Origin of the sequence: Tardiphaga sp. 839_C3_N1_4 (genome assembly GCF_051811045.1) — a bacterium.
Taxonomy (GTDB): domain Bacteria; phylum Pseudomonadota; class Alphaproteobacteria; order Rhizobiales; family Xanthobacteraceae; genus Tardiphaga.
This window is the reverse complement of sequence record NZ_JBPWQD010000001.1, coordinates 5,842,726-5,859,137: the sequence shown is the minus strand read 5'-3', so window position 1 is coordinate 5,859,137 and position 16,412 is coordinate 5,842,726. Positions and strand designations below refer to the sequence as shown.

At 61.7% G+C, this 16,412-nt stretch carries 17 protein-coding genes; 6 read left to right on the top strand and 11 right to left on the bottom strand.

Going from position 1 to position 16,412, the window contains the following annotated elements; genetic code table 11:
- Positions 1-73 precede the first annotated feature (73 nt).
- The 5 genes from AB8A38_RS27995 to AB8A38_RS27975 are packed head-to-tail and all read right to left on the bottom strand — an operon-like array spanning position 74 to position 4,336.
- Complete coding sequence (locus AB8A38_RS27995; RefSeq protein ID WP_439088136.1) at positions 74-478, bottom strand: GFA family protein; 405 nt, start codon at positions 476-478, stop codon at positions 74-76.
- Between the two features lie 53 nt (positions 479-531).
- Positions 532-1,407 carry an aldose 1-epimerase family protein gene (locus tag AB8A38_RS27990; protein WP_439088135.1) on the bottom strand — a complete coding sequence of 292 codons (876 nt, stop codon included), beginning with the start codon at positions 1,405-1,407 and terminating at the stop codon, positions 532-534.
- A 31-nt stretch (positions 1,408-1,438) separates the two neighbouring features.
- Positions 1,439-2,368: an MlaD family protein gene (locus tag AB8A38_RS27985; protein WP_089265211.1), complete on the bottom strand. Its 930-nt coding sequence runs from the start codon at positions 2,366-2,368 to the stop codon at positions 1,439-1,441.
- Positions 2,369-2,387: 19 nt separating this feature from the next.
- A complete protein-coding gene (locus tag AB8A38_RS27980) occupies positions 2,388-3,200 on the bottom strand; it encodes an ABC transporter ATP-binding protein (protein ID WP_439088133.1) in 813 nt (270 codons plus the stop codon).
- 5 nt (positions 3,201-3,205) lie between these two features.
- Positions 3,206-4,336: an ABC transporter permease gene (locus tag AB8A38_RS27975; RefSeq protein WP_089265213.1), complete on the bottom strand. Its 1,131-nt coding sequence runs from the start codon at positions 4,334-4,336 to the stop codon at positions 3,206-3,208.
- Between the two features lie 263 nt (positions 4,337-4,599).
- On the opposite strand from AB8A38_RS27975, the gene dgcA reads away from it, so the two are divergent.
- Complete coding sequence (gene dgcA, locus AB8A38_RS27970; protein ID WP_439088620.1) at positions 4,600-5,571, top strand: N-acetyl-D-Glu racemase DgcA; 972 nt, start codon at positions 4,600-4,602, stop codon at positions 5,569-5,571.
- On the opposite strand, the gene AB8A38_RS27965 is transcribed toward dgcA, so the two are convergent.
- Positions 5,541-6,758, bottom strand: coding sequence for an MFS transporter (locus AB8A38_RS27965; RefSeq protein WP_439088131.1), 1,218 nt, complete (start codon positions 6,756-6,758; stop codon positions 5,541-5,543). The two genes, dgcA and AB8A38_RS27965, sit on opposite strands and share 31 nt — an antisense overlap.
- Positions 6,759-6,834: 76 nt before the next feature.
- Between AB8A38_RS27965 and AB8A38_RS27960 the strand changes: the two genes are divergently transcribed.
- On the top strand, positions 6,835-8,088 hold the full coding sequence (locus AB8A38_RS27960) for a hypothetical protein (protein ID WP_439088130.1): 1,254 nt from the start codon (positions 6,835-6,837) through the stop codon (positions 8,086-8,088).
- A gap of 15 nt (positions 8,089-8,103) precedes the next feature.
- Here the strand turns inward: AB8A38_RS27960 and AB8A38_RS27955 are convergent, their stop codons facing one another.
- The 4 genes from AB8A38_RS27955 to AB8A38_RS27940 are packed head-to-tail and all read right to left on the bottom strand — an operon-like array spanning position 8,104 to position 11,721.
- Positions 8,104-9,090 (bottom strand): threonine ammonia-lyase, encoded by a 987-nt coding sequence (locus AB8A38_RS27955; RefSeq protein ID WP_315843097.1) that lies wholly within the window; start codon positions 9,088-9,090, stop codon positions 8,104-8,106.
- 53 nt (positions 9,091-9,143) lie between these two features.
- Positions 9,144-10,193: a glycosyltransferase family 4 protein gene (locus AB8A38_RS27950; RefSeq protein WP_439088129.1), complete on the bottom strand. Its 1,050-nt coding sequence runs from the start codon at positions 10,191-10,193 to the stop codon at positions 9,144-9,146.
- 14 nt (positions 10,194-10,207) lie between these two features.
- Complete coding sequence (locus AB8A38_RS27945) at positions 10,208-11,005, bottom strand: UDP-2,3-diacylglucosamine diphosphatase (protein ID WP_410001825.1); 798 nt, start codon at positions 11,003-11,005, stop codon at positions 10,208-10,210.
- Positions 11,006-11,061: 56 nt separating this feature from the next.
- Positions 11,062-11,721, bottom strand: coding sequence for a class I SAM-dependent methyltransferase (locus AB8A38_RS27940; protein ID WP_315843099.1), 660 nt, complete (start codon positions 11,719-11,721; stop codon positions 11,062-11,064).
- 395 nt (positions 11,722-12,116) lie between these two features.
- On the opposite strand from AB8A38_RS27940, the gene AB8A38_RS27935 reads away from it, so the two are divergent.
- Together AB8A38_RS27935 and AB8A38_RS27930 are read left to right on the top strand one after the other, a co-directional pair.
- Positions 12,117-12,341 (top strand): DUF1127 domain-containing protein, encoded by a 225-nt coding sequence (locus tag AB8A38_RS27935; RefSeq protein ID WP_315843100.1) that lies wholly within the window; start codon positions 12,117-12,119, stop codon positions 12,339-12,341.
- A gap of 233 nt (positions 12,342-12,574) precedes the next feature.
- A complete protein-coding gene (locus AB8A38_RS27930; protein ID WP_315843101.1) occupies positions 12,575-13,042 on the top strand; it encodes an MAPEG family protein in 468 nt (155 codons plus the stop codon).
- A 3-nt stretch (positions 13,043-13,045) separates the two neighbouring features.
- Here AB8A38_RS27930 and AB8A38_RS27925 read toward each other — a convergent pair whose 3' ends face one another.
- The gene (locus tag AB8A38_RS27925; protein ID WP_315843102.1) at positions 13,046-14,989 is read right to left on the bottom strand and encodes a BTAD domain-containing putative transcriptional regulator; all 1,944 of its coding nucleotides are present in this window, start codon (positions 14,987-14,989) and stop codon (positions 13,046-13,048) included.
- Between the two features lie 794 nt (positions 14,990-15,783).
- Between AB8A38_RS27925 and AB8A38_RS27920 the strand changes: the two genes are divergently transcribed.
- Both AB8A38_RS27920 and AB8A38_RS27915 read left to right on the top strand, forming a co-directional pair.
- Positions 15,784-16,137: a hypothetical protein gene (locus AB8A38_RS27920; protein ID WP_315843103.1), complete on the top strand. Its 354-nt coding sequence runs from the start codon at positions 15,784-15,786 to the stop codon at positions 16,135-16,137.
- A gap of 30 nt (positions 16,138-16,167) precedes the next feature.
- Positions 16,168-16,347, top strand: a complete 180-nt coding sequence (locus tag AB8A38_RS27915) for a hypothetical protein (protein ID WP_175366484.1) — start codon at positions 16,168-16,170, stop codon at positions 16,345-16,347.
- Positions 16,348-16,412: the final 65 nt, after the last annotated feature.

The following is a 16,412-nucleotide window of genomic DNA, read 5'->3' as shown; positions in this document are numbered from 1 at the left end:
CGATGCCTCCGCTTTTTTGTTGGGCCTGCTGCTGTGCCGGAGCGCTATACGCGGGGCCAGTCCGGTGCCGTCATCACGCAGGATCCTTGTCGTGAATGCTGACGCCGAACGGCAAGGACACCCAGGCATGCCGCCGGCAATGATAGACGGAGATCTCCGGAGGCGGAAAATCCGGATCGGCAAAGCAGCCGACCGCCACAGCTACGGAACGCGTTTCATATCCTTCTTCGGTGTGGAAGAGATTGGTGCCGCAGACGGGGCAGAACCGGAATCGGAAGCGCGCCCCCTGATCCCCTGTGCGCACATACTCGGTCGCGATGCCGCTCACATTGTAACTTGGCCCGAAGCCCGCGAGCGCGGCAAAGACGCTGCCGGTCCGGCGCTGGCAGGCGAAACAGTGGCATATACCGACGCCCCTCGGCTCGCCTTCGAGCACGATGGACAGCTGACCGCACGAACAGGACGCAGTTCTCGCCATGACAGACCTCCTCGATGCAGCGGTTTGCTGGATCACGGGCGGCGACAGTTATCTTATGCGAACCCGATGCGTTGGGTGAAGCCGCGCGTCTCGCCCACTGCGATGTGCATCACGCCCGGCTTGTCGGCGAACTCGCCGTCGAAATCTACCGGGCTGGCATAGCCGTACCACGGCTCGATGCAGAGGAATGCGGCGCCGGATGGTTTCGACCAGATGCCAAGTTCGCGGAAGCCTTCCCAGGCGAAGGTGATCGTCGGTCCGCCAGGCGCGCTATAGCTCAGCGACGTGCTGGCGAGCTGATCGAAGATCATCGCATCCTTGACGAACAGCGATCCCGACAGCGCCAGCGCGCCGCCCTGCACCGGAGATGGCTCCGGCTCCTTCAGCAGCAGCCCGTCTTTGAGGCGTCGGATCGGTGCAGGTTCGGCATCAGAGAAGATGATCGTATGCGCACGTTTGTCGGCACCATCCTTCAGCGGCCAGTGAAATGCCGGATGCGCACCGATCGAGGCCGGCAGCATCTCGTCGCCAGTGTTGGTCACGGCATAACCGATCACCAGTTCATCGCCTTCGATCACATAGGTGACGTCGAGCCGAAACGCGAACGGATATTTCGCCCGGCTGGCGTCATTGTCCGCCAGTGACAGCGAGCAGGACGCAGATCCCTGCCCGGTCCAGCTGAAGCGCTGGTCGCGCGCAAAACCGTGTTGGGTCATTGCATAGACCTGGCCGCGATGGCGCAGCACGTCGTCCTTGAGCTTGCCGACGATCGGAAACAGCAGCGGCGCGTGGCGAGGCCATTCCTCCCCGGCCTGCCAGAGCACCTCATGCCCATGCGCATCCTTCAATGAGCAGAGTTCGGCACCAGCAGCCTTGATGGTCGCCGTGACGCGGCCGTTGCTGATGGTGAAGCTATCTTGGGTCTCCATCAGCGCTCTCCCTCTATATTCAGACTGGTGCCTATTGAGCCTGCTGGCGACGACGCGGCGGTGCGACAGATGCCGGAGGCGCCGCCGGTGCAGGCGCAGCCGCGGGTGTGCCGCTGCTGGCGCCAAACAACAGGCGCGTCGGGTTGCGGTCAAGATTGTTCACCGCACGGCTGATATCGGCGAGCGTGCGGCGACCGTCGAGGATCAGAGCGCCCGAGCGCTTGTCGAGGTTCTCGGTCAGCTCATGAAACGACTTCACGGCCGCCGTGAGTTCGCCGCCGTCTTTGCCGCCCGCGAGCGCATCAAGGCCGAGCAGGATATTGTCGGTCCGCGCGACGACGCTGTCGGCTTTGCCCATGACACCATCGGCTTTGCCCATCACGCTGTCGATCTTCAGCATGATGCCGTCGATCACTTCCGAATTTTTCGCGAGCGTCGCCGTGAAGGTTTCGACATTCTTCATGGCGCCCTTGAGAGTATCTTGATTGTCGGCGACCAGACGATTGACGTTGTTCAGCGTTGCCCGGATCGATTCAGAGATATCCCGCAGCAGCTCCGGATCGGCCGTCAGCACCGGCACGCCGTCGGTATCCAGCGGGACCGCGGGCGCAGCTTCATCGCCGCCCTTCAGCGCGATCGCCGCTACACCCGTGAGCCCCTGAAATTCCAGCCCGACCTGCGTGTCCTTGCGGATGGGCGCGATGTTCTCGACCATCGCCAGCGCAACGACACGCTTGGGATTGTCGAGCTTCACGGAGACGACCTCGCCGACCCGGATACCATTGAAGTTGACATTGCCGCCGTTGCGCAGGCCCGACGCCGCGCCTTCGAAAATGATGCGCAGCGGCGTGCGCTGCGTGGTCGAATGCAGATTCTGGAACCACAACACGAAGCCGAACGCTGCGGCGATCACCGCCAGCGTGAAAATTCCGATCAGGACGAAGTTCGCCCGCGTTTCCATCAAACCAACTCCAGTACAACTAGCCGATAACAGCGCGTGCGCGCTTGCCGTGGAAATATTCCCGTAGCCAGGGATGTTGCGAGGCCAGCATGTCGGCCATCGTTCCCTGCGCGATGATCTTGCCATTGCCAAGAACGGCGATCCGGTCGCAGGCTGTATGCAGGCTGTCGAGATCATGAGTTACCATGAAAACGGTCAGCCCCAAAGTTCGCTGCAGCGTGCGCACCAGTTCGTCGAAATCGCCAGCGCCGATCGGATCGAGACCCGATGTCGGCTCGTCCAGGAACACAATCTCCGGATCGAGCGCGAGCGCCCGCGCCAGCGCAACGCGCTTGATCATGCCGCCCGAAAGTTCCGACGGATAGCGATCCGCGACCTCCGGCTTGAGCCCGACCATGGTAAGCTTGGCCATGGTGATCTCATCGAGCAGACGCTCCGAGACCTTGAGATATTCGCGCACCGGAAACTGGATGTTCTGCCGCACGTTGAGTGACGAGAACAACGCCCCGTGCTGAAACAGGATGCCCCAGCGCCGCTCGACATCGCGGCGTTCCTTGTCGCCGCCATCGAGATCAGTTCCGAACACCTCGATCGTGCCGGAGACTTTCGGCACGAGGCCAATGATCGTGCGCATCAGCACGGACTTGCCGGCACCGGACGCACCGACGAAGCCGAGGATTTCGCCGCGGGTGACATCGAGATTGAGACCATCGAGTACACGGCGGCTGCCGAATGCCACGGTAAGATCGCGCACGCTGATGATCGCATCGGCAGAGATGGAGGCAGCAGCCGTCGGCGTCTCAGTAATGGGCGTCGCAGTCGTCGAGGTCATGGCCGTCAGATCCCGATCGTTGCGAAGAAGATCGCGAACACGCCATCCATCACGATCACAAAGAATATTCCCTTCACCACGGACGATGTTGTGTGCTGCCCCAGCGACTCCGCGCTGCCCTGCACGGCAAGGCCTTCGACGCAGGCCACGATGCCGATCACCATGGCCATCACTGGCGCTTTCACCATGCCGACGATGAAGTGGTTGATCGAAATCGCCTCGCGCAGACGCGACAGGAACGACGATGGATCGACTCCGCCATAGAGCCAGGCGACCAGACCGCCACCATAGAGCGCAGCCATCGCGCCTAGAAATGCGAGAATGGGCAGCGCCAGCACCAGCGCCACCATGCGCGGCAGGATCAGAACTTCGATGGCATCGAAACCCATGGTGCGGAGCGCATCGATCTCCTCGCGCATCTTCATTGAGCCGAGTTCGGCGGTATACGCGCTGCCGGAGCGCCCGGCGACCATGATCGCCACCAAGAGCACGCCGAGCTCGCGCAGCACTAGCACGCCGAGCATGTCGACCACGAAGACGTCGGCGCCGAAGCGGCGAAAATGGAACAGACCCTGCTGGGCGACGATACAGCCGATCAGGAAGGTGATCAGGACCACGATCGGTACTGCGTTCCAGCACACCTGCTCCAGGTGATGCACCACCGAGGTGAGCCGGAATTTCGACGGATGCCGCCAGACGCGGAACCAGGCCGCGATCACGGCACCAATCATATCGACCAGCGCGACGAGGGTTTCCCCGATGCCATAGATATTGCGGCCGATGCCATCGAGCACGGCAGTCAGGGCGCTACCGCTTGCCGGTAACGGGACCGCAGGCTTCACGCGGCGGACCTCGTCGACCAGGGTCGCGTAATTCGCCGAAAGGCCCGCGATCTGCGCCTCGTGGCCGCCATTGGTCAGCGCCCGACGCAACCGCTCGATCAGCCAGGCGCCGAATGTATCCAGCTTGGAGACCTGCGACACGTCGATGAAGATGTTGGGGCGGCTACCGGTCAGCTTCTCGGCCTCGCCGACGAGTTTTTCGAGCGCGGGGGCAAAGCGCGCCGTCCACGACCCAGCCGCGCACAGCGCCAAGCCGTCGCCTTTCGCGATCTGTTCCAAGGTCGGGCCGCTCAAAACAGGCTCCCGCGGGCGTTCAGTCTGTGCATGAACAAAGTATTAACACGCCCAAATACGTTTCTGAGAAGCCAAGTGAAGCCAACACGTTGCTATGGTTAATATGGCCTTAATTCGCCCCGACGGGACTGTCAGACACCGGCATTGCGTCGCAAACAAGTTCACGGCGATCACGTAAACTTATAGACACGCCATTACCCGCCGTTGCCGGCCACAGCCCGAAAGACGCCGCATTGTCCGCATCCGACGCTGCCCCCGCCCTAATGACCGCCCGGATCGAGCAATGGCCGATCGCTGGCGCCTTCACCATCAGCCGCGGCGCCAAAACAGAGGCCGTCGTCGTGGTCGCCGAGATCCACCGCGGCGGTTTGACCGGCCGTGGCGAATGCGTCCCCTATGCGCGCTATGGCGAGACCCCGGAGGCCACGCTGGCGGCCATCCTGGCGATGCAGGACCGATTTGCCGCGGGCCTCGACCGAAACGCCCTGCAATCGGCCATGCCTGCCGGTGCCGCCCGTAACGCCCTAGATTGCGCCCTGCTCGACCTCGAAGCCAAGAGCCGGGGCCAGCGCGTCTGGGATATGCTGCAGCGGCGGGCACCGCGCGCCTGCACCACCGCCTATACGATCTCGCTTGGTACGCCCGAGGCGATGGCCTCCGCCACCGCAAAGGCGGCCTACCGGCCACTGCTGAAGATCAAGCTCGGCAGTGACGACGACATCAGCCGCATCACGGCCGTGCGCCAGGCCGCACCGGAATCCGAGTTGATCGTCGATGCCAATGAGGCGTGGACGCCGGACAACCTGAAAGCCAATCTCGATGCCTGCCATAATGCCGGCGTCACGCTGATAGAGCAGCCGCTGCCGGCAGGCAAGGATGATGCGCTGATGCATGTGCATCGGCCGATCATGGTTTGCGCCGACGAGAGCGTGCATGGCCTGGCTTCGCTCGAGGCGTTACGCGGGCGTTACGATGCGATCAACATCAAGCTCGACAAAGCCGGCGGCCTGACCGAAGCGCTGGCGATGGCGGATGCCGCGCGTGCCATGAATCTCGACATCATGGTCGGTTGCATGGTGGCGACGTCGCTGGCGATGGCGCCCGCGATGCTGATTGCGCAATATGCACGCTTCGTCGATCTTGATGGTCCGCTATTGCTCGCCGGGGATCGCGACGGCGGTCTGCGCTATGACGAAAGCACCGTCTATCCGCCCGACGCGGCGCTCTGGGGCTGATCGCCCGCAACGCCCGGCGGCTGCCCGGCGCGATGCCGGCCGAACCATATGACGGTCGCGCCGGCAAGGCCAAGCACGGCCATCACGTAGTAAACGCCCTCGCCGTAACGCGCATAGATCGCGCCTGACAGAACCGCCATGCTGCTCATCACAAGGCCGGTGCAGGCGGTGACATAGCCCTGCGCCCGCGCCATGACGTGCGGCAGCACGTGATGCAGCAGCAGGCCCATTGTGCCGAGTTGCGTCAGACCGTAGGTCGCGCCGTGCAGCAATTGCACAACCACGAGAATCGGGAGCGGAAGCGTTTGCGCGGTCAGCGTCCAGCGCAGCAATGCGCCAAGGCCACCAAGGATGACCATGGTTGCAGGTGACAAAGTCAGGCGCGGCGACACTGCGAACAGGACAATTTCGGCCAGCACGCCGAGCGTCCACAGACCCGCGATGGTGAGGCCGTCGAGCCCAGCCGCCTGCCACGTGATCGACGCGAAGGTGTAGTAGCCGGCATGGCTGCCCTGGATCAGTGCGGCTGAGATCGCTATGGCGAGGAAGCCGGGATCGCGTAGCAACGCGCTTGCCTTCGAGAGCACCGTGCCGTCGCCTGTCGGCGCGCCAAGTGGCTGCAGACCAAGGCTGACGACAGCCGACAGCACCATCGCCGCGACAATCACCCAGATCAGATGTTGACCGTCGAGCCAGTTGACCACCAGACCGCAAGCAAGCGCACCAACCACGAAGGCGGCCGAGCCCCACAGCCGTAGCGGACCGTAACTGAAGCCGAAGCGCACCACGCCTTTCAGCGCATAGCCATCGGTCAGCGCCGTGAGCGGCGTCCAGACCACTGCGGTCAGCGCGAACACCAGGAGCACGGCGAGCGGTTCGCGTAGCGTGCCCACTGTCGCAAAGCCGATCATGGTGAGAAAGGCACAGACAATCATCGTCTGGCGCAGGGCATGACGGCGCTCCGCGAAAGCGGTGATGAAGGGCAGCGTGGTGAAGCGCGTCATCGACGGCACAGCAAGGATGGCGCCGATCCAGGTCGGATCGATGCCGATCGCCTTCAGCCAGACGGGGAAGAACGGCAGATAGAAGCCGCTGGAGCCGAACACCGTGCCGTAGAACATCGCCAGCCGCTGCGCGAATTTGCGGCGGATTTGCGGGGCGCTATGGGTGGCAGATTCGGCTATCATGAGGTGAACTGCGATTCGCCACGGGATCGTGGAGATGGTTACATACCGCGCATCCCTGTGCGCGCCACGAGTTATCATGATGGCCGAAGAAGCATTTGCCCTGTCGCCGATCTCCGCCCGCCCCACCTTGCCGGGCGAGGCAGACTATGACGCGATCCGCGAAGCCTTCATGGAGACCGCGCGCGGTCGCTGGTTTCTTGCCGAATATGCCAAGCGCAACCGCACTGCCGATACCAGCCTGGTGCTCGAAGCCGTCACGCGCCTTGAAGCCAATCTCGCCGCCCAGAAACAGGCGCCGGCGCTCAGCCTGATCGCCGCCCTCGGCGCGATCCGTTCGGCCGTCCGTCAGGCCAAGGCCAGCGCCATCGAAGCAATGCCGCGCGTCGACACCGACGAGGTTTTAACCGGTGCCCGCAACGGCACCCGCATCATCCGCGAGATCGCCTGGACGCTGCGCGAATGCGGCGCCGACACGCGCATCTGCGATCTGCTCGACACACAGGTGAAGGCCATCGAGGCCGGCCAGCAGGCCCTCAATGGCAACGGCCGTGAGGATGTGTTGGCGAGCTACGATCTGTTGATGCAGCGGATCGAGCAGATGGTCGATGGCGGCGCGGCGACGGTTGCGCAGGCCGAACCGACTCCGGCTGCCGAAAAGGCTGAGCCCGTTGTCGCCGAAGCACGCGAAGCATCCGTGACGCCGTTGTTCAAGTCACAGGCGAGCGAAGTGCTGGCTGAGACGGTCACGATCTCAGGCGTCGAACCGCCGCGCGCCGCCGTGCAGCCGGTCGTTGCGGAAACGGTCGCACCAGAGACCGTTGCCGAACCAGTTGCGCCTATCGCAGAAGCCACCGTGGAGCTCACCGCGACGATGGCGGAGGCCTCGGTGGCTATCGCCGCTGACGACATCGCGCAGGCGCCTGAAACGGCAGGCATTGCAGAGGACGAACATGACCTCGCTGTGCTCGATATGGTCGCCGCAGAGATGGGCGCGCTCGATCTGAGCGAGCCGGACGTTATTGAGCCTCAACTTGCCGAGCCTCAATACGTCGAGCCTGAGGTGATGCAGGTTGAAGCTGTCGCTGTTCAGCCAGCCGAGCCCGAAGTCCTCAATCCCGATCTGATGACGCTGGCGCAGATCGCCGAGGTTGCACTGGCACCCGAGCCGCCGCAACCGGACCTAGTGCCTCAGGTGGAAGCCGCCGCGCCGTCGCTTGGGGCAGCGCTGATTGCTGGCGGCGTGATCGCGGATCCGAACGCGCCGGCATCGGACCCGCTGGCGCCGATCCGCAAGATGACGCAAGCCGAGAAGATCGCGTTCTTCTCGTAAGCGCCTCTGGCCGGATCAGGCGTTGATGATCCTGGCGTAGAGATCCGCATCGACATTGCCGCCGGACAAAACGATCACCACCGTCTTGCCGCGCGCGTCGAAACGCCCGTGCATCAGCGCAGCCAGCGCCACGGCGCCGCCAGGCTCGACCACCAGCTTCAAATCGCGAAACGCAAAGGCCATCGCCTTGCCGACTTCGTCGTCAGTAGCGGTGACGGCACCCGCCAGCAGATGCTGGTTGACGGCGAAGGTGATTTCGCCGGGCGTCAGGGCCATCAGCGCATCGCAGATCGTTCGGCCCGTATTGCTGTGCGCGACGCGCTTGCCAGCGCGTAATGAGAGGCCGTGATCGTCAAACCCCGCGGGTTCAGCGACGATGATCGAAGTCTCCGGGAAACGCGCCTTCACAGCGGTCGCGATGCCACCGATCAGGCCGCCACCGGACGCTTGCGCAGACACGATGTCCGGCGCGATGCCCAAAGCGGCCATATCCTCGGCGATCTCGCGGCCGACGGTGCCCTGCCCGGCCATCACGAACGGATCGTCATAGGGCGGCACGACCGTGGCGCCGCTCTTGCCGGCGATATCGCGCGCGATGGCTTCGCGGTCTTCCTTGTCGCGGTCATAGAGCACGACTTCGGCGCCATAGCCTCTGGTGCGCTCGACCTTCGACACCGGCGCATCGGACGGCATCACGATGGTCGCCTTCATGCCAAGGATCTGCGCCGCGGCGGCAACGCCCTGCGCATGATTGCCGGAGGAGAATGCGACGACGCCCCTGCCGCGCTCACCCTCGGGGATCGAGGAAATCTTGTTGAAGGCACCGCGAAACTTGAACGACCCGGTTCGCTGCAGCACTTCAGGCTTCAGGAACACTTTCGCGCCGGTCTGCGCATCGAGCGCAGGCGAGCGGAGCAATGGCGTGCGCGCCGCATAGGGGGCGATGACGCGCGCGGCGGCATCGATATCGGCGGATGTGATCGGCATCGAGGTGTTTGTCATGCGCGCATTTTATCGCGCGGCACAACCAGCGGGCAAGCTATACCAATCGCAGATCAGGCAGCGAAACGCGGATGCTTCGCTGCGGACGGTGCACGGGCGGCGATTTCGGCCCGCACATGGCTGATATTGTTAACGAAAGCGCGTGCCGACGCTTCCCAGGTGTGACCGGCAGCAAAGCTGAGACAATCCTGCGGCGAAATCTCGAGCGCCTTGAGACAGGCCTGCCGCAAGTCATCCGACAACACACCGACTGGCGACGCGCCGATCACGTCCTTCGGACCCGTTACCGGGAAGGCAGCCACGGGCACGCCGCTCGCCAGCGCCTCGAGCAGCACGAGACCATAGGTGTCGGTCTTGCTCGGAAACACGAAGACATCGGCTGAAGCATAGGCAACGGCCAGAGCCTCGCCCTGCAGCGCGCCCGTGAACAGTGCCTCGGGATATTTCGCTTCGAGCGCGGCACGCGCCGGACCATCGCCGACCACGACCTTCGTACCCGGCAGGTCGAGATCGAGGAAAGCTTCGAGGTTCTTCTCGACGGCGACGCGGCCGACTGAGAGGAAAATCGGCTTCGGCTTGCCGAGATCGACCTGGCGCGGATGAAACAGATTGGCGTCGACGCCGCGCGGCCACAGCACGACATTACGGAAGCCGCGGTCACGTAGCTCGCTCGCCAGCGCCGGCGTAGCCGCCATCACGGCAGAGCTGGCGCCATGGAAGCGGCGCAGGCCGGCCCAGACCCAGGATTCCGGAATCGGAAAACGCGCCGAGATATATTCGGGAAAGCGCGTGTGAAAACTGGTGGTGAAGGGAATGTTGCGACGGCGGCAATAAGCGCGCGCAGAAAATCCGATCGGGCCTTCAGTGGCGATGTGGATGTTGTCGGGCTTCGCCTCGTCGATCAGTTGCGCGATCTTGCGGCGGCTCGGAATCGCGACGCGCAAATCAGCGTAACTCGGTAGCCCGACCGTACGAAACGATTCCGGCGTGAGAAAACTCACATCGACGCCAAAGCCCTTCGCCGCCTCCGCCATCATCGTCAGCGTCCGCACGACACCGTTGACTTGGGGATGCCAGGCATCGGTAGCGACGAGAATGCGCATCAATCCGCCATCCTTCAAGCCGCCTTGGCCGGTGCAAGCGCCGGCACGGGCATGCCGCGGCGGACCGGATCGGTCCAGGTAATGATCTCGAAGCGGCCATCCTCGTGTTCGACCAGCGCCGTACAGCTTTCGACCCAATCACCGCAATTCATGTAGCGGATGCCATGCTCGTCGCGGATCGTCGCGTAGTGGATGTGGCCGCAGATCACGCCATCAGCGCCGTGGCGCCGCGCCTCACCGGCCAGCGTCTCTTCGAACGCGCCGATATAGTTGACGGCGTTCTTCACCTTCATCTTGGCCCATTTCGACAGCGACCAGTAAGGGAAGCCGAACAATTTGCGCAGCGCATTGACCAGGCGATTCATCTGGATCGCGAAGTCATAGGCCTTGTCGCCGAGATGGGCGAGCCAGCGCGCGTTCTGCACCACTAGGTCGAAAATATCGCCATGGATGACGAGATATTTCTTGCCGTCCGCGCCTTCATGCGTCGCGGTCTCGACAACCTCGATACCGCCGAAATGCGTGCCGTAATAGCTGCGCAGGAATTCGTCGTGATTGCCGGGAATGTAAACGACCTTGGCGCCCTTGCGCACCTTGCGCAGCATCTTCTGGACGAAGTCGTTATGAGACTGCGGCCAGTGCCAGCCGGATTTCAGCGCCCAGCCATCGACGATGTCGCCAACGAGATAGATGGTATCGGCATCATGGGTACGGAGGAAGTCCAGCAGCCGGTCAGCCTGCGATCCGCGGGCGCCAAGGTGGACGTCGGAGATAAACAAGGTGCGAAAGCGCTTTTCGTTGCCTTCACTCATCACGTCTCTTTCCATGTCGAGCAGCTAACTGATTTGCATGACACGGCGATGACGATTTACGCCGCCAGCGCCGCCGCGGTTCGCTCAAAAGTAACCAATGTGTAGATGCCGAACGGCGCCACCTTGCGGCGTTCGATGAGGATCGATTCAGCATTCGCTTGCGACCACGCCTGCAGCCGCGCGAACGGGAATTCCGGGCGCAAACCGAAGGAACGGGTCTTCACGGCGGCCCAGCGCTCAACGGCGGCTGCCAGACCAGTCTCCGAATACAGATGATTGACGAGAATGATGCGTCCGCCCGGCTTCACCACCCGGTGGCACTCGGACAACACCTGCTCGGGATTCTCGACCAGCGTAATCACAAACTGCGCGACGACACAGTCGAAGGTCGCGTCTGCAAAGCTCATCGCATGGGCATCCATCTCCCTGATGTCCTTGACCCATGGATAGCGGCCGGTCGCCATCTTGGCGCGCGCCTTGGCAAGCATGGGCGCGCTCAGATCGATACCGGTGATCTCGGTTGTCGCATCATAGTCATCGAATGACAGGCCCGTGCCGACGCCGACTTCAAGCACCTTGCCGCCCACAGCACGCGCCGCTTCCGCAGCCGCGCGCCGGCCCTTCAGCATCACCGGACCGCACACCGCATCATAGATCGGAGCCCAGCGCGCATAGGCCGTTTCAACAATGGATTTTTCGAGATCCAGCGTCGTCATCGAAGGTTCCGTCCAGCGTGTCCGGAAGAATCGGACAACCCATTTGCTGTTCGGCTGATATCAAGCCGGGATGACAGATCGACGACAGAGTGTCGCATGAGAGGTACCGCTGGATACGCCAGAGGACCGCCAAAGGGACTACCGTAACCGATATGTACCCGCAGAGCGGCTGCAGCGCGTGGCTCGTGAATCCGGCGCTAACGCGCGCGGAATTTGCAAGACGAAGCCCTTCCTGAACGCGTTCCGAAACGCCTGGCCGCCTTTTCGCGGCGCCTTAAGCGAAAATAACGCTGCTCTGACGCCTGACTGACGTCGGCGACGACGTCGACAGGCTTCAATGGCTGTCACACAGCGATGTACCGGGATATCCCGGTCGCAAAAATCGGAGCACCACCATGCGCGCCTACGCACAGTTTGTATCAGGCGACGATCATCTGCGTCTTGGTGCGATCTTCAGTCTGCCTGCCACGTGGCGGCAGCGAGCCCGCTTCAGGGCAGAGTTGCGCGCGGATATCAGAGACAGGCCCGATTTTCTCTGCGATATCGGCATCGGCCTGTACGAAGCGCATGCCGAAGCGTCACGGTTTTTCTGGGAGCCTTGGCTACTGAAGCGCCGCTAACCCAAAATCATAATCCAATTGTTGCGGCGGACCTGCGCTCGACCAGGAGCGTGAGTATCGATGTCTCCGAGACTCACCAGAAGATCAAGAATCTTCGGGTGGAGCATTTCCATGACACGACATTCGTCCTTTTCAACGGCGGTTAATCGGACGATCGTGCAAACAGACATTGTATTTCACTGGGAAACGCGCTGGATCATAGATACGATCTATGACCTGTGGGGGACGGCGCATTGGACAAGCTCACTCTGAACGATCCGCTATTCGCTACCTACGTCATTGCTGCGAGTCTGACGATCCTCAAGGCTGTGGCGATGTCGTGGCTGACTGTAGTCCGTATGGTCGACGTCAAAGGCGGCTACCGTTCGCCGGAGGATATCAAGAAGACGCCGATGAACCCCGCGCCCTCCCCGGCGCAACTCTTGCCCAACGAGCGCGTCGAGCGGATTCGCCGGATCCAAATGAACGATCTTGAGAGCCTGCCCTACTTCCTGGTCGCGGGTTTGCTCTACATTCTCACGCAACCATCCCTGCTGCTCGCGCAATGGCTGCTATACGGCTACGTCGCCTCACGTCTGCTTCACTTTATCGCCTATCTCACCGGACAGATTCATGAGATCCGCGCGACCTTTTGGACTGTGGGCTCGCTCATCCTGGTCTTCATGACCGTCCGGACGTTGATATCTGCAGTCAGCGCGTGAGGCTCAATCCGTAACGCCGGCTTCGTGCTGAGCCGACAGGTAACGTTCGAGAGCAGCGTCCTGCTTGAAAAAGCGCATAGCACGAAGCTCTGTGATAGTCGTCTTTTGCACGGCATCGCGCTGGCGCGTCACGTCACGCGCCTCTTCCAATCGCCTGGCGGCTACAAGATTGGCTACCAGCATGCGATGACCCGTACCGTTGGCCGGATTCTGCTGGATCGAGTTGCGCGCCCACAAGATACCATCCTCGGGGCGCCCGAGCGCAAAGCATGATGCAGCCAGGCCCGTCATCCAAAAATGGAGCATATTGTCGTAGGGGCTAAGGGCGATCGACCGGTGAAGGCATGTGACAGCATGCTCATAGTCACCACCCATGCTGTCGATCATTCCAAGGATGCCCCAGGCGAAGGCGGAGCTTGGATTGAGGCGCACAGCCTCCTTGCAGTGGACGCGCCCCTGATCGTTGTTGCCGACCGGACCAAACAATGTGAAGCCATAGACCGCATGGGCAAAAGCATCTGTGCCATCTTCCTCGACGGCGCGGCGTGCCAAGGCGAGGGCTTCGACCAACGTTTCCGGCAAAGCCGCCGCCCCCAGAGGCGACGCCATGACAAGTGCCCAGGCAAGGGACGCCAGCGTGGCTGGGCGCAGCTGATCGAGGGTGAGAGACTGTCGCAACAATACGATCGCCCTCGTGATCCCGTCACGGGTTCCGCTCCATAGATAGGGAAGCGCTCGCAGGTAGATGTCGTAAGCTGAAAGATCCGAGAGCGGCTTACGCCGTGCGCGTTCGACCTCGGCGCTCCGCACCGCCGGATCAATCACCGCAGCGACACTCGCGCTGATGTCATCCTGCAGATCAAAAACATCGACGATGGCGCGATCGTAGCGATCCGACCACACTTGGACCTCATCGCGGGCATGGGTCAGTTCGGCCGAGACACGGATGCGGTTGCCCGCTTTGCGGATGTTGCCGCTCAGGACGTATTGAACACCCAGTTGTTGTGCGATTTGCCGGCTGGTCAGCCTTCTATCCTTGAAGGCGAAGCTCGATCCGCGTGCGATGACCACGAATTCGCGAAAGCGCGACAAAGCGGTGATGATGTCCTCGGTGACACCGTCAGCGAAGTATTCCTGCTCCGGGTCGTCGCTCATGTTCCGAAACGGCAGAACCACGATGGATGGTTGATCCACGGCCATCATCAGAGCAGGCGCGGGTGGAACCGATATCTCGACCTCGCTGACAACCACCGATTCAGCCAGTGTCTGGGCCCTGCGTAGTTCAGCGACGAGTGCTCGGGTTGCCTCGTCCGGCTCCGTGTTGAGCTCTCGCTTCAGAAGCGTAACGACCTCTTGATAGTATTTGAGCGCTTCAGCTTTACGCCCTGTTGCAGACAAAGCCTGCATGATCAACCGGTGCGCATCCTCACGCATGTTGTTCAGCGCGCTCGCGCGATGCCCGGCCTTCAATGCGTGATCGGCACGACCGGCGGCCAGCTCTTTTTCGCCGAGCCCGACCATCGCACTTAGAGCCAGCTCCTGAAATCGCTGGCGTTCGCCAGCCAGCCAATCGCTCCAGCCTTCTTCGGTAACACCGATGTCATCGACGAAGCGCCCTCGATAGAGATCCGCTGCCTCACCCAGCGCATCGCGGCCGCCTTCCCGCACCAGGACCTCGAACCGGCTGACATCGCACAGGATCACCGTCGTATTCAGCGATACGAACTCGCCATCGCTCTTGAGAGCATCCCGACCCAGAATTTGACGTAGCTTGAACAATGACTGACGGAGGTTCTGCCTGGCTTGCGCGTCGAAATAAGACCCCCAGAACAGGCTCGACAGTTTTTCGCGCGGCTGAGGCTCCGGTGCCGTGCAAGCCAGATAAGCAAGCAATCCCGAGAGCTTCTTGTTTGGCAAGCCGACGGCGCCGTTCGGCCCGGTGAGCACGAAGCGTCCCAAAAGCGAAAGATTAAATTTTGGGCACAATGCCAATTACTTCCAATTTTTGAACAGACGCGCGCTCTCAATATACATTCTACCTGGATTGGCAACTTTGCGAGCAATATTAACGCAGCGATGACGGCTGACTAACGCCGGATGAGACGGCAGCGGGTTCAAATCAAAATGCGACGAGATGCGAGCGGCATTCGGCGCAGAGCAACTTCACCCGGAAGCCTTCATGCGCACGCGTCACATCATTGCGGTCATCGCTACCCTGACCGTGATCCTCGCCGGAGTTGATGTGGCGCGGACTTCCCTCGCCGCTCCGAAAGCCAGAGCGGCTTCGCACGCCACGCCTCCCGTCTCACCTCTCCTTTTCGGAGGCGACTGATCTCAGTTCGATTTCGAAGTCGCTATCAAGCAGGAGGTCGCATTGACCAATACCGCGCAACTGCGAGCGCTATCGTATGCCTTTCTCTCAACCGAAGACGAACGACGAGTCGTCGCGAGATGGAGAATTGGAGTGATCGCGTTCTATGGCTCGATTTTGTTGATTGCTTTGGCTGCAACGAGCCAAAGGCCCCAAGCCGATCAGCCTGACCTCGCTTCCAATGATTTCGTCACATACCACATGTCGAGCCCGCCGCTACCGTAGGCGAACAAAGCCAACGCCGCAGTAGCATCGCTGCCAATGCCAGCAAGCGCGGCGAAGTTTCTAACGCAAATTTCAAGGGTGTCAGGCGGGCCCAGCGGTCAGCAAGCTCACCTGCATCATCCCGTGAAGTATCAGGAAAAGAGTGATGAAGACCGACTTTCCGGCGCCATCTCCAGCACCTGTAGGGGCTTCGATGATCGTCAGCGCACTTCATGAATCACGTCGCCGGCAGGCAATCAACATCGTTCATCGCTACCAGCATCTCATCTCCGACCGCGTCGAAACCAATCTTGGCAAGCCTATTCCATCGCCGGACACGCGCGTTCGTCAGATACAGAACAGTGAAAGGAAAAGAAACGTGAGGCGACTGAGCGAAACACACCTGATCATCCTGATCCTTATCGGCTTCGGCATTGTGCACGTGATTGGTGGCGTCCTGCTCGCACGGGCGGCGCCCGAGCACAGTCGCCCTGTGAATATAGCGGCCTGGGGCGACTGATCGCGGCAGGCGAAGAGGCATCAATCATCAATGGACGGCAACAATCGTGAGGCTGACATGACTGCAATCGCGAGCGCGATGTCCCGCGCGATTCGTTCGATCACCGGAGCCGATGTGCTCAAGCATTTTCTGTTTTTCTGCGGAGCCGGAATTCTGGTGTTCGTGCTCTCGCTCACTTACGGCCTGGATTTGAGCTCGGGCCTTTTCTGATCCTCGCCACGATTACGCAAACCGAAGCGCTCAATTCCCCGCAGGCCATATCCGCATGAGGTCAC

What these genes read in the sequence shown, in the direction of transcription:
- AB8A38_RS27995 (WP_439088136.1), bottom strand. Translation starts at nt 478, where the DNA reads ATGGCGAGAACTGCGTCCTGTTCGTGCGGTCAGCTGTCCATCGTGCTC.
- AB8A38_RS27990 (WP_439088135.1), bottom strand. Translation starts at nt 1,407, where the DNA reads ATGGAGACCCAAGATAGCTTCACCATCAGCAACGGCCGCGTCACGGCG.
- AB8A38_RS27985 (WP_089265211.1), bottom strand. Translation starts at nt 2,368, where the DNA reads ATGGAAACGCGGGCGAACTTCGTCCTGATCGGAATTTTCACGCTGGCG.
- AB8A38_RS27980 (WP_439088133.1), bottom strand. Translation starts at nt 3,200, where the DNA reads ATGACCTCGACGACTGCGACGCCCATTACTGAGACGCCGACGGCTGCT.
- dgcA (WP_439088620.1), top strand. Translation starts at nt 4,600, where the DNA reads ATGACCGCCCGGATCGAGCAATGGCCGATCGCTGGCGCCTTCACCATC.
- AB8A38_RS27965 (WP_439088131.1), bottom strand. Translation starts at nt 6,758, where the DNA reads ATGATAGCCGAATCTGCCACCCATAGCGCCCCGCAAATCCGCCGCAAA.
- AB8A38_RS27960 (WP_439088130.1), top strand. Translation starts at nt 6,835, where the DNA reads ATGATGGCCGAAGAAGCATTTGCCCTGTCGCCGATCTCCGCCCGCCCC.
- AB8A38_RS27955 (WP_315843097.1), bottom strand. Translation starts at nt 9,090, where the DNA reads ATGACAAACACCTCGATGCCGATCACATCCGCCGATATCGATGCCGCC.
- AB8A38_RS27950 (WP_439088129.1), bottom strand. Translation starts at nt 10,193, where the DNA reads ATGCGCATTCTCGTCGCTACCGATGCCTGGCATCCCCAAGTCAACGGT.
- AB8A38_RS27945 (WP_410001825.1), bottom strand. Translation starts at nt 11,005, where the DNA reads ATGAGTGAAGGCAACGAAAAGCGCTTTCGCACCTTGTTTATCTCCGAC.
- AB8A38_RS27940 (WP_315843099.1), bottom strand. Translation starts at nt 11,721, where the DNA reads ATGACGACGCTGGATCTCGAAAAATCCATTGTTGAAACGGCCTATGCG.
- AB8A38_RS27935 (WP_315843100.1), top strand. Translation starts at nt 12,117, where the DNA reads ATGCGCGCCTACGCACAGTTTGTATCAGGCGACGATCATCTGCGTCTT.
- AB8A38_RS27920 (WP_315843103.1), top strand. Translation starts at nt 15,784, where the DNA reads ATGAAGACCGACTTTCCGGCGCCATCTCCAGCACCTGTAGGGGCTTCG.
- AB8A38_RS27915 (WP_175366484.1), top strand. Translation starts at nt 16,168, where the DNA reads ATGGACGGCAACAATCGTGAGGCTGACATGACTGCAATCGCGAGCGCG.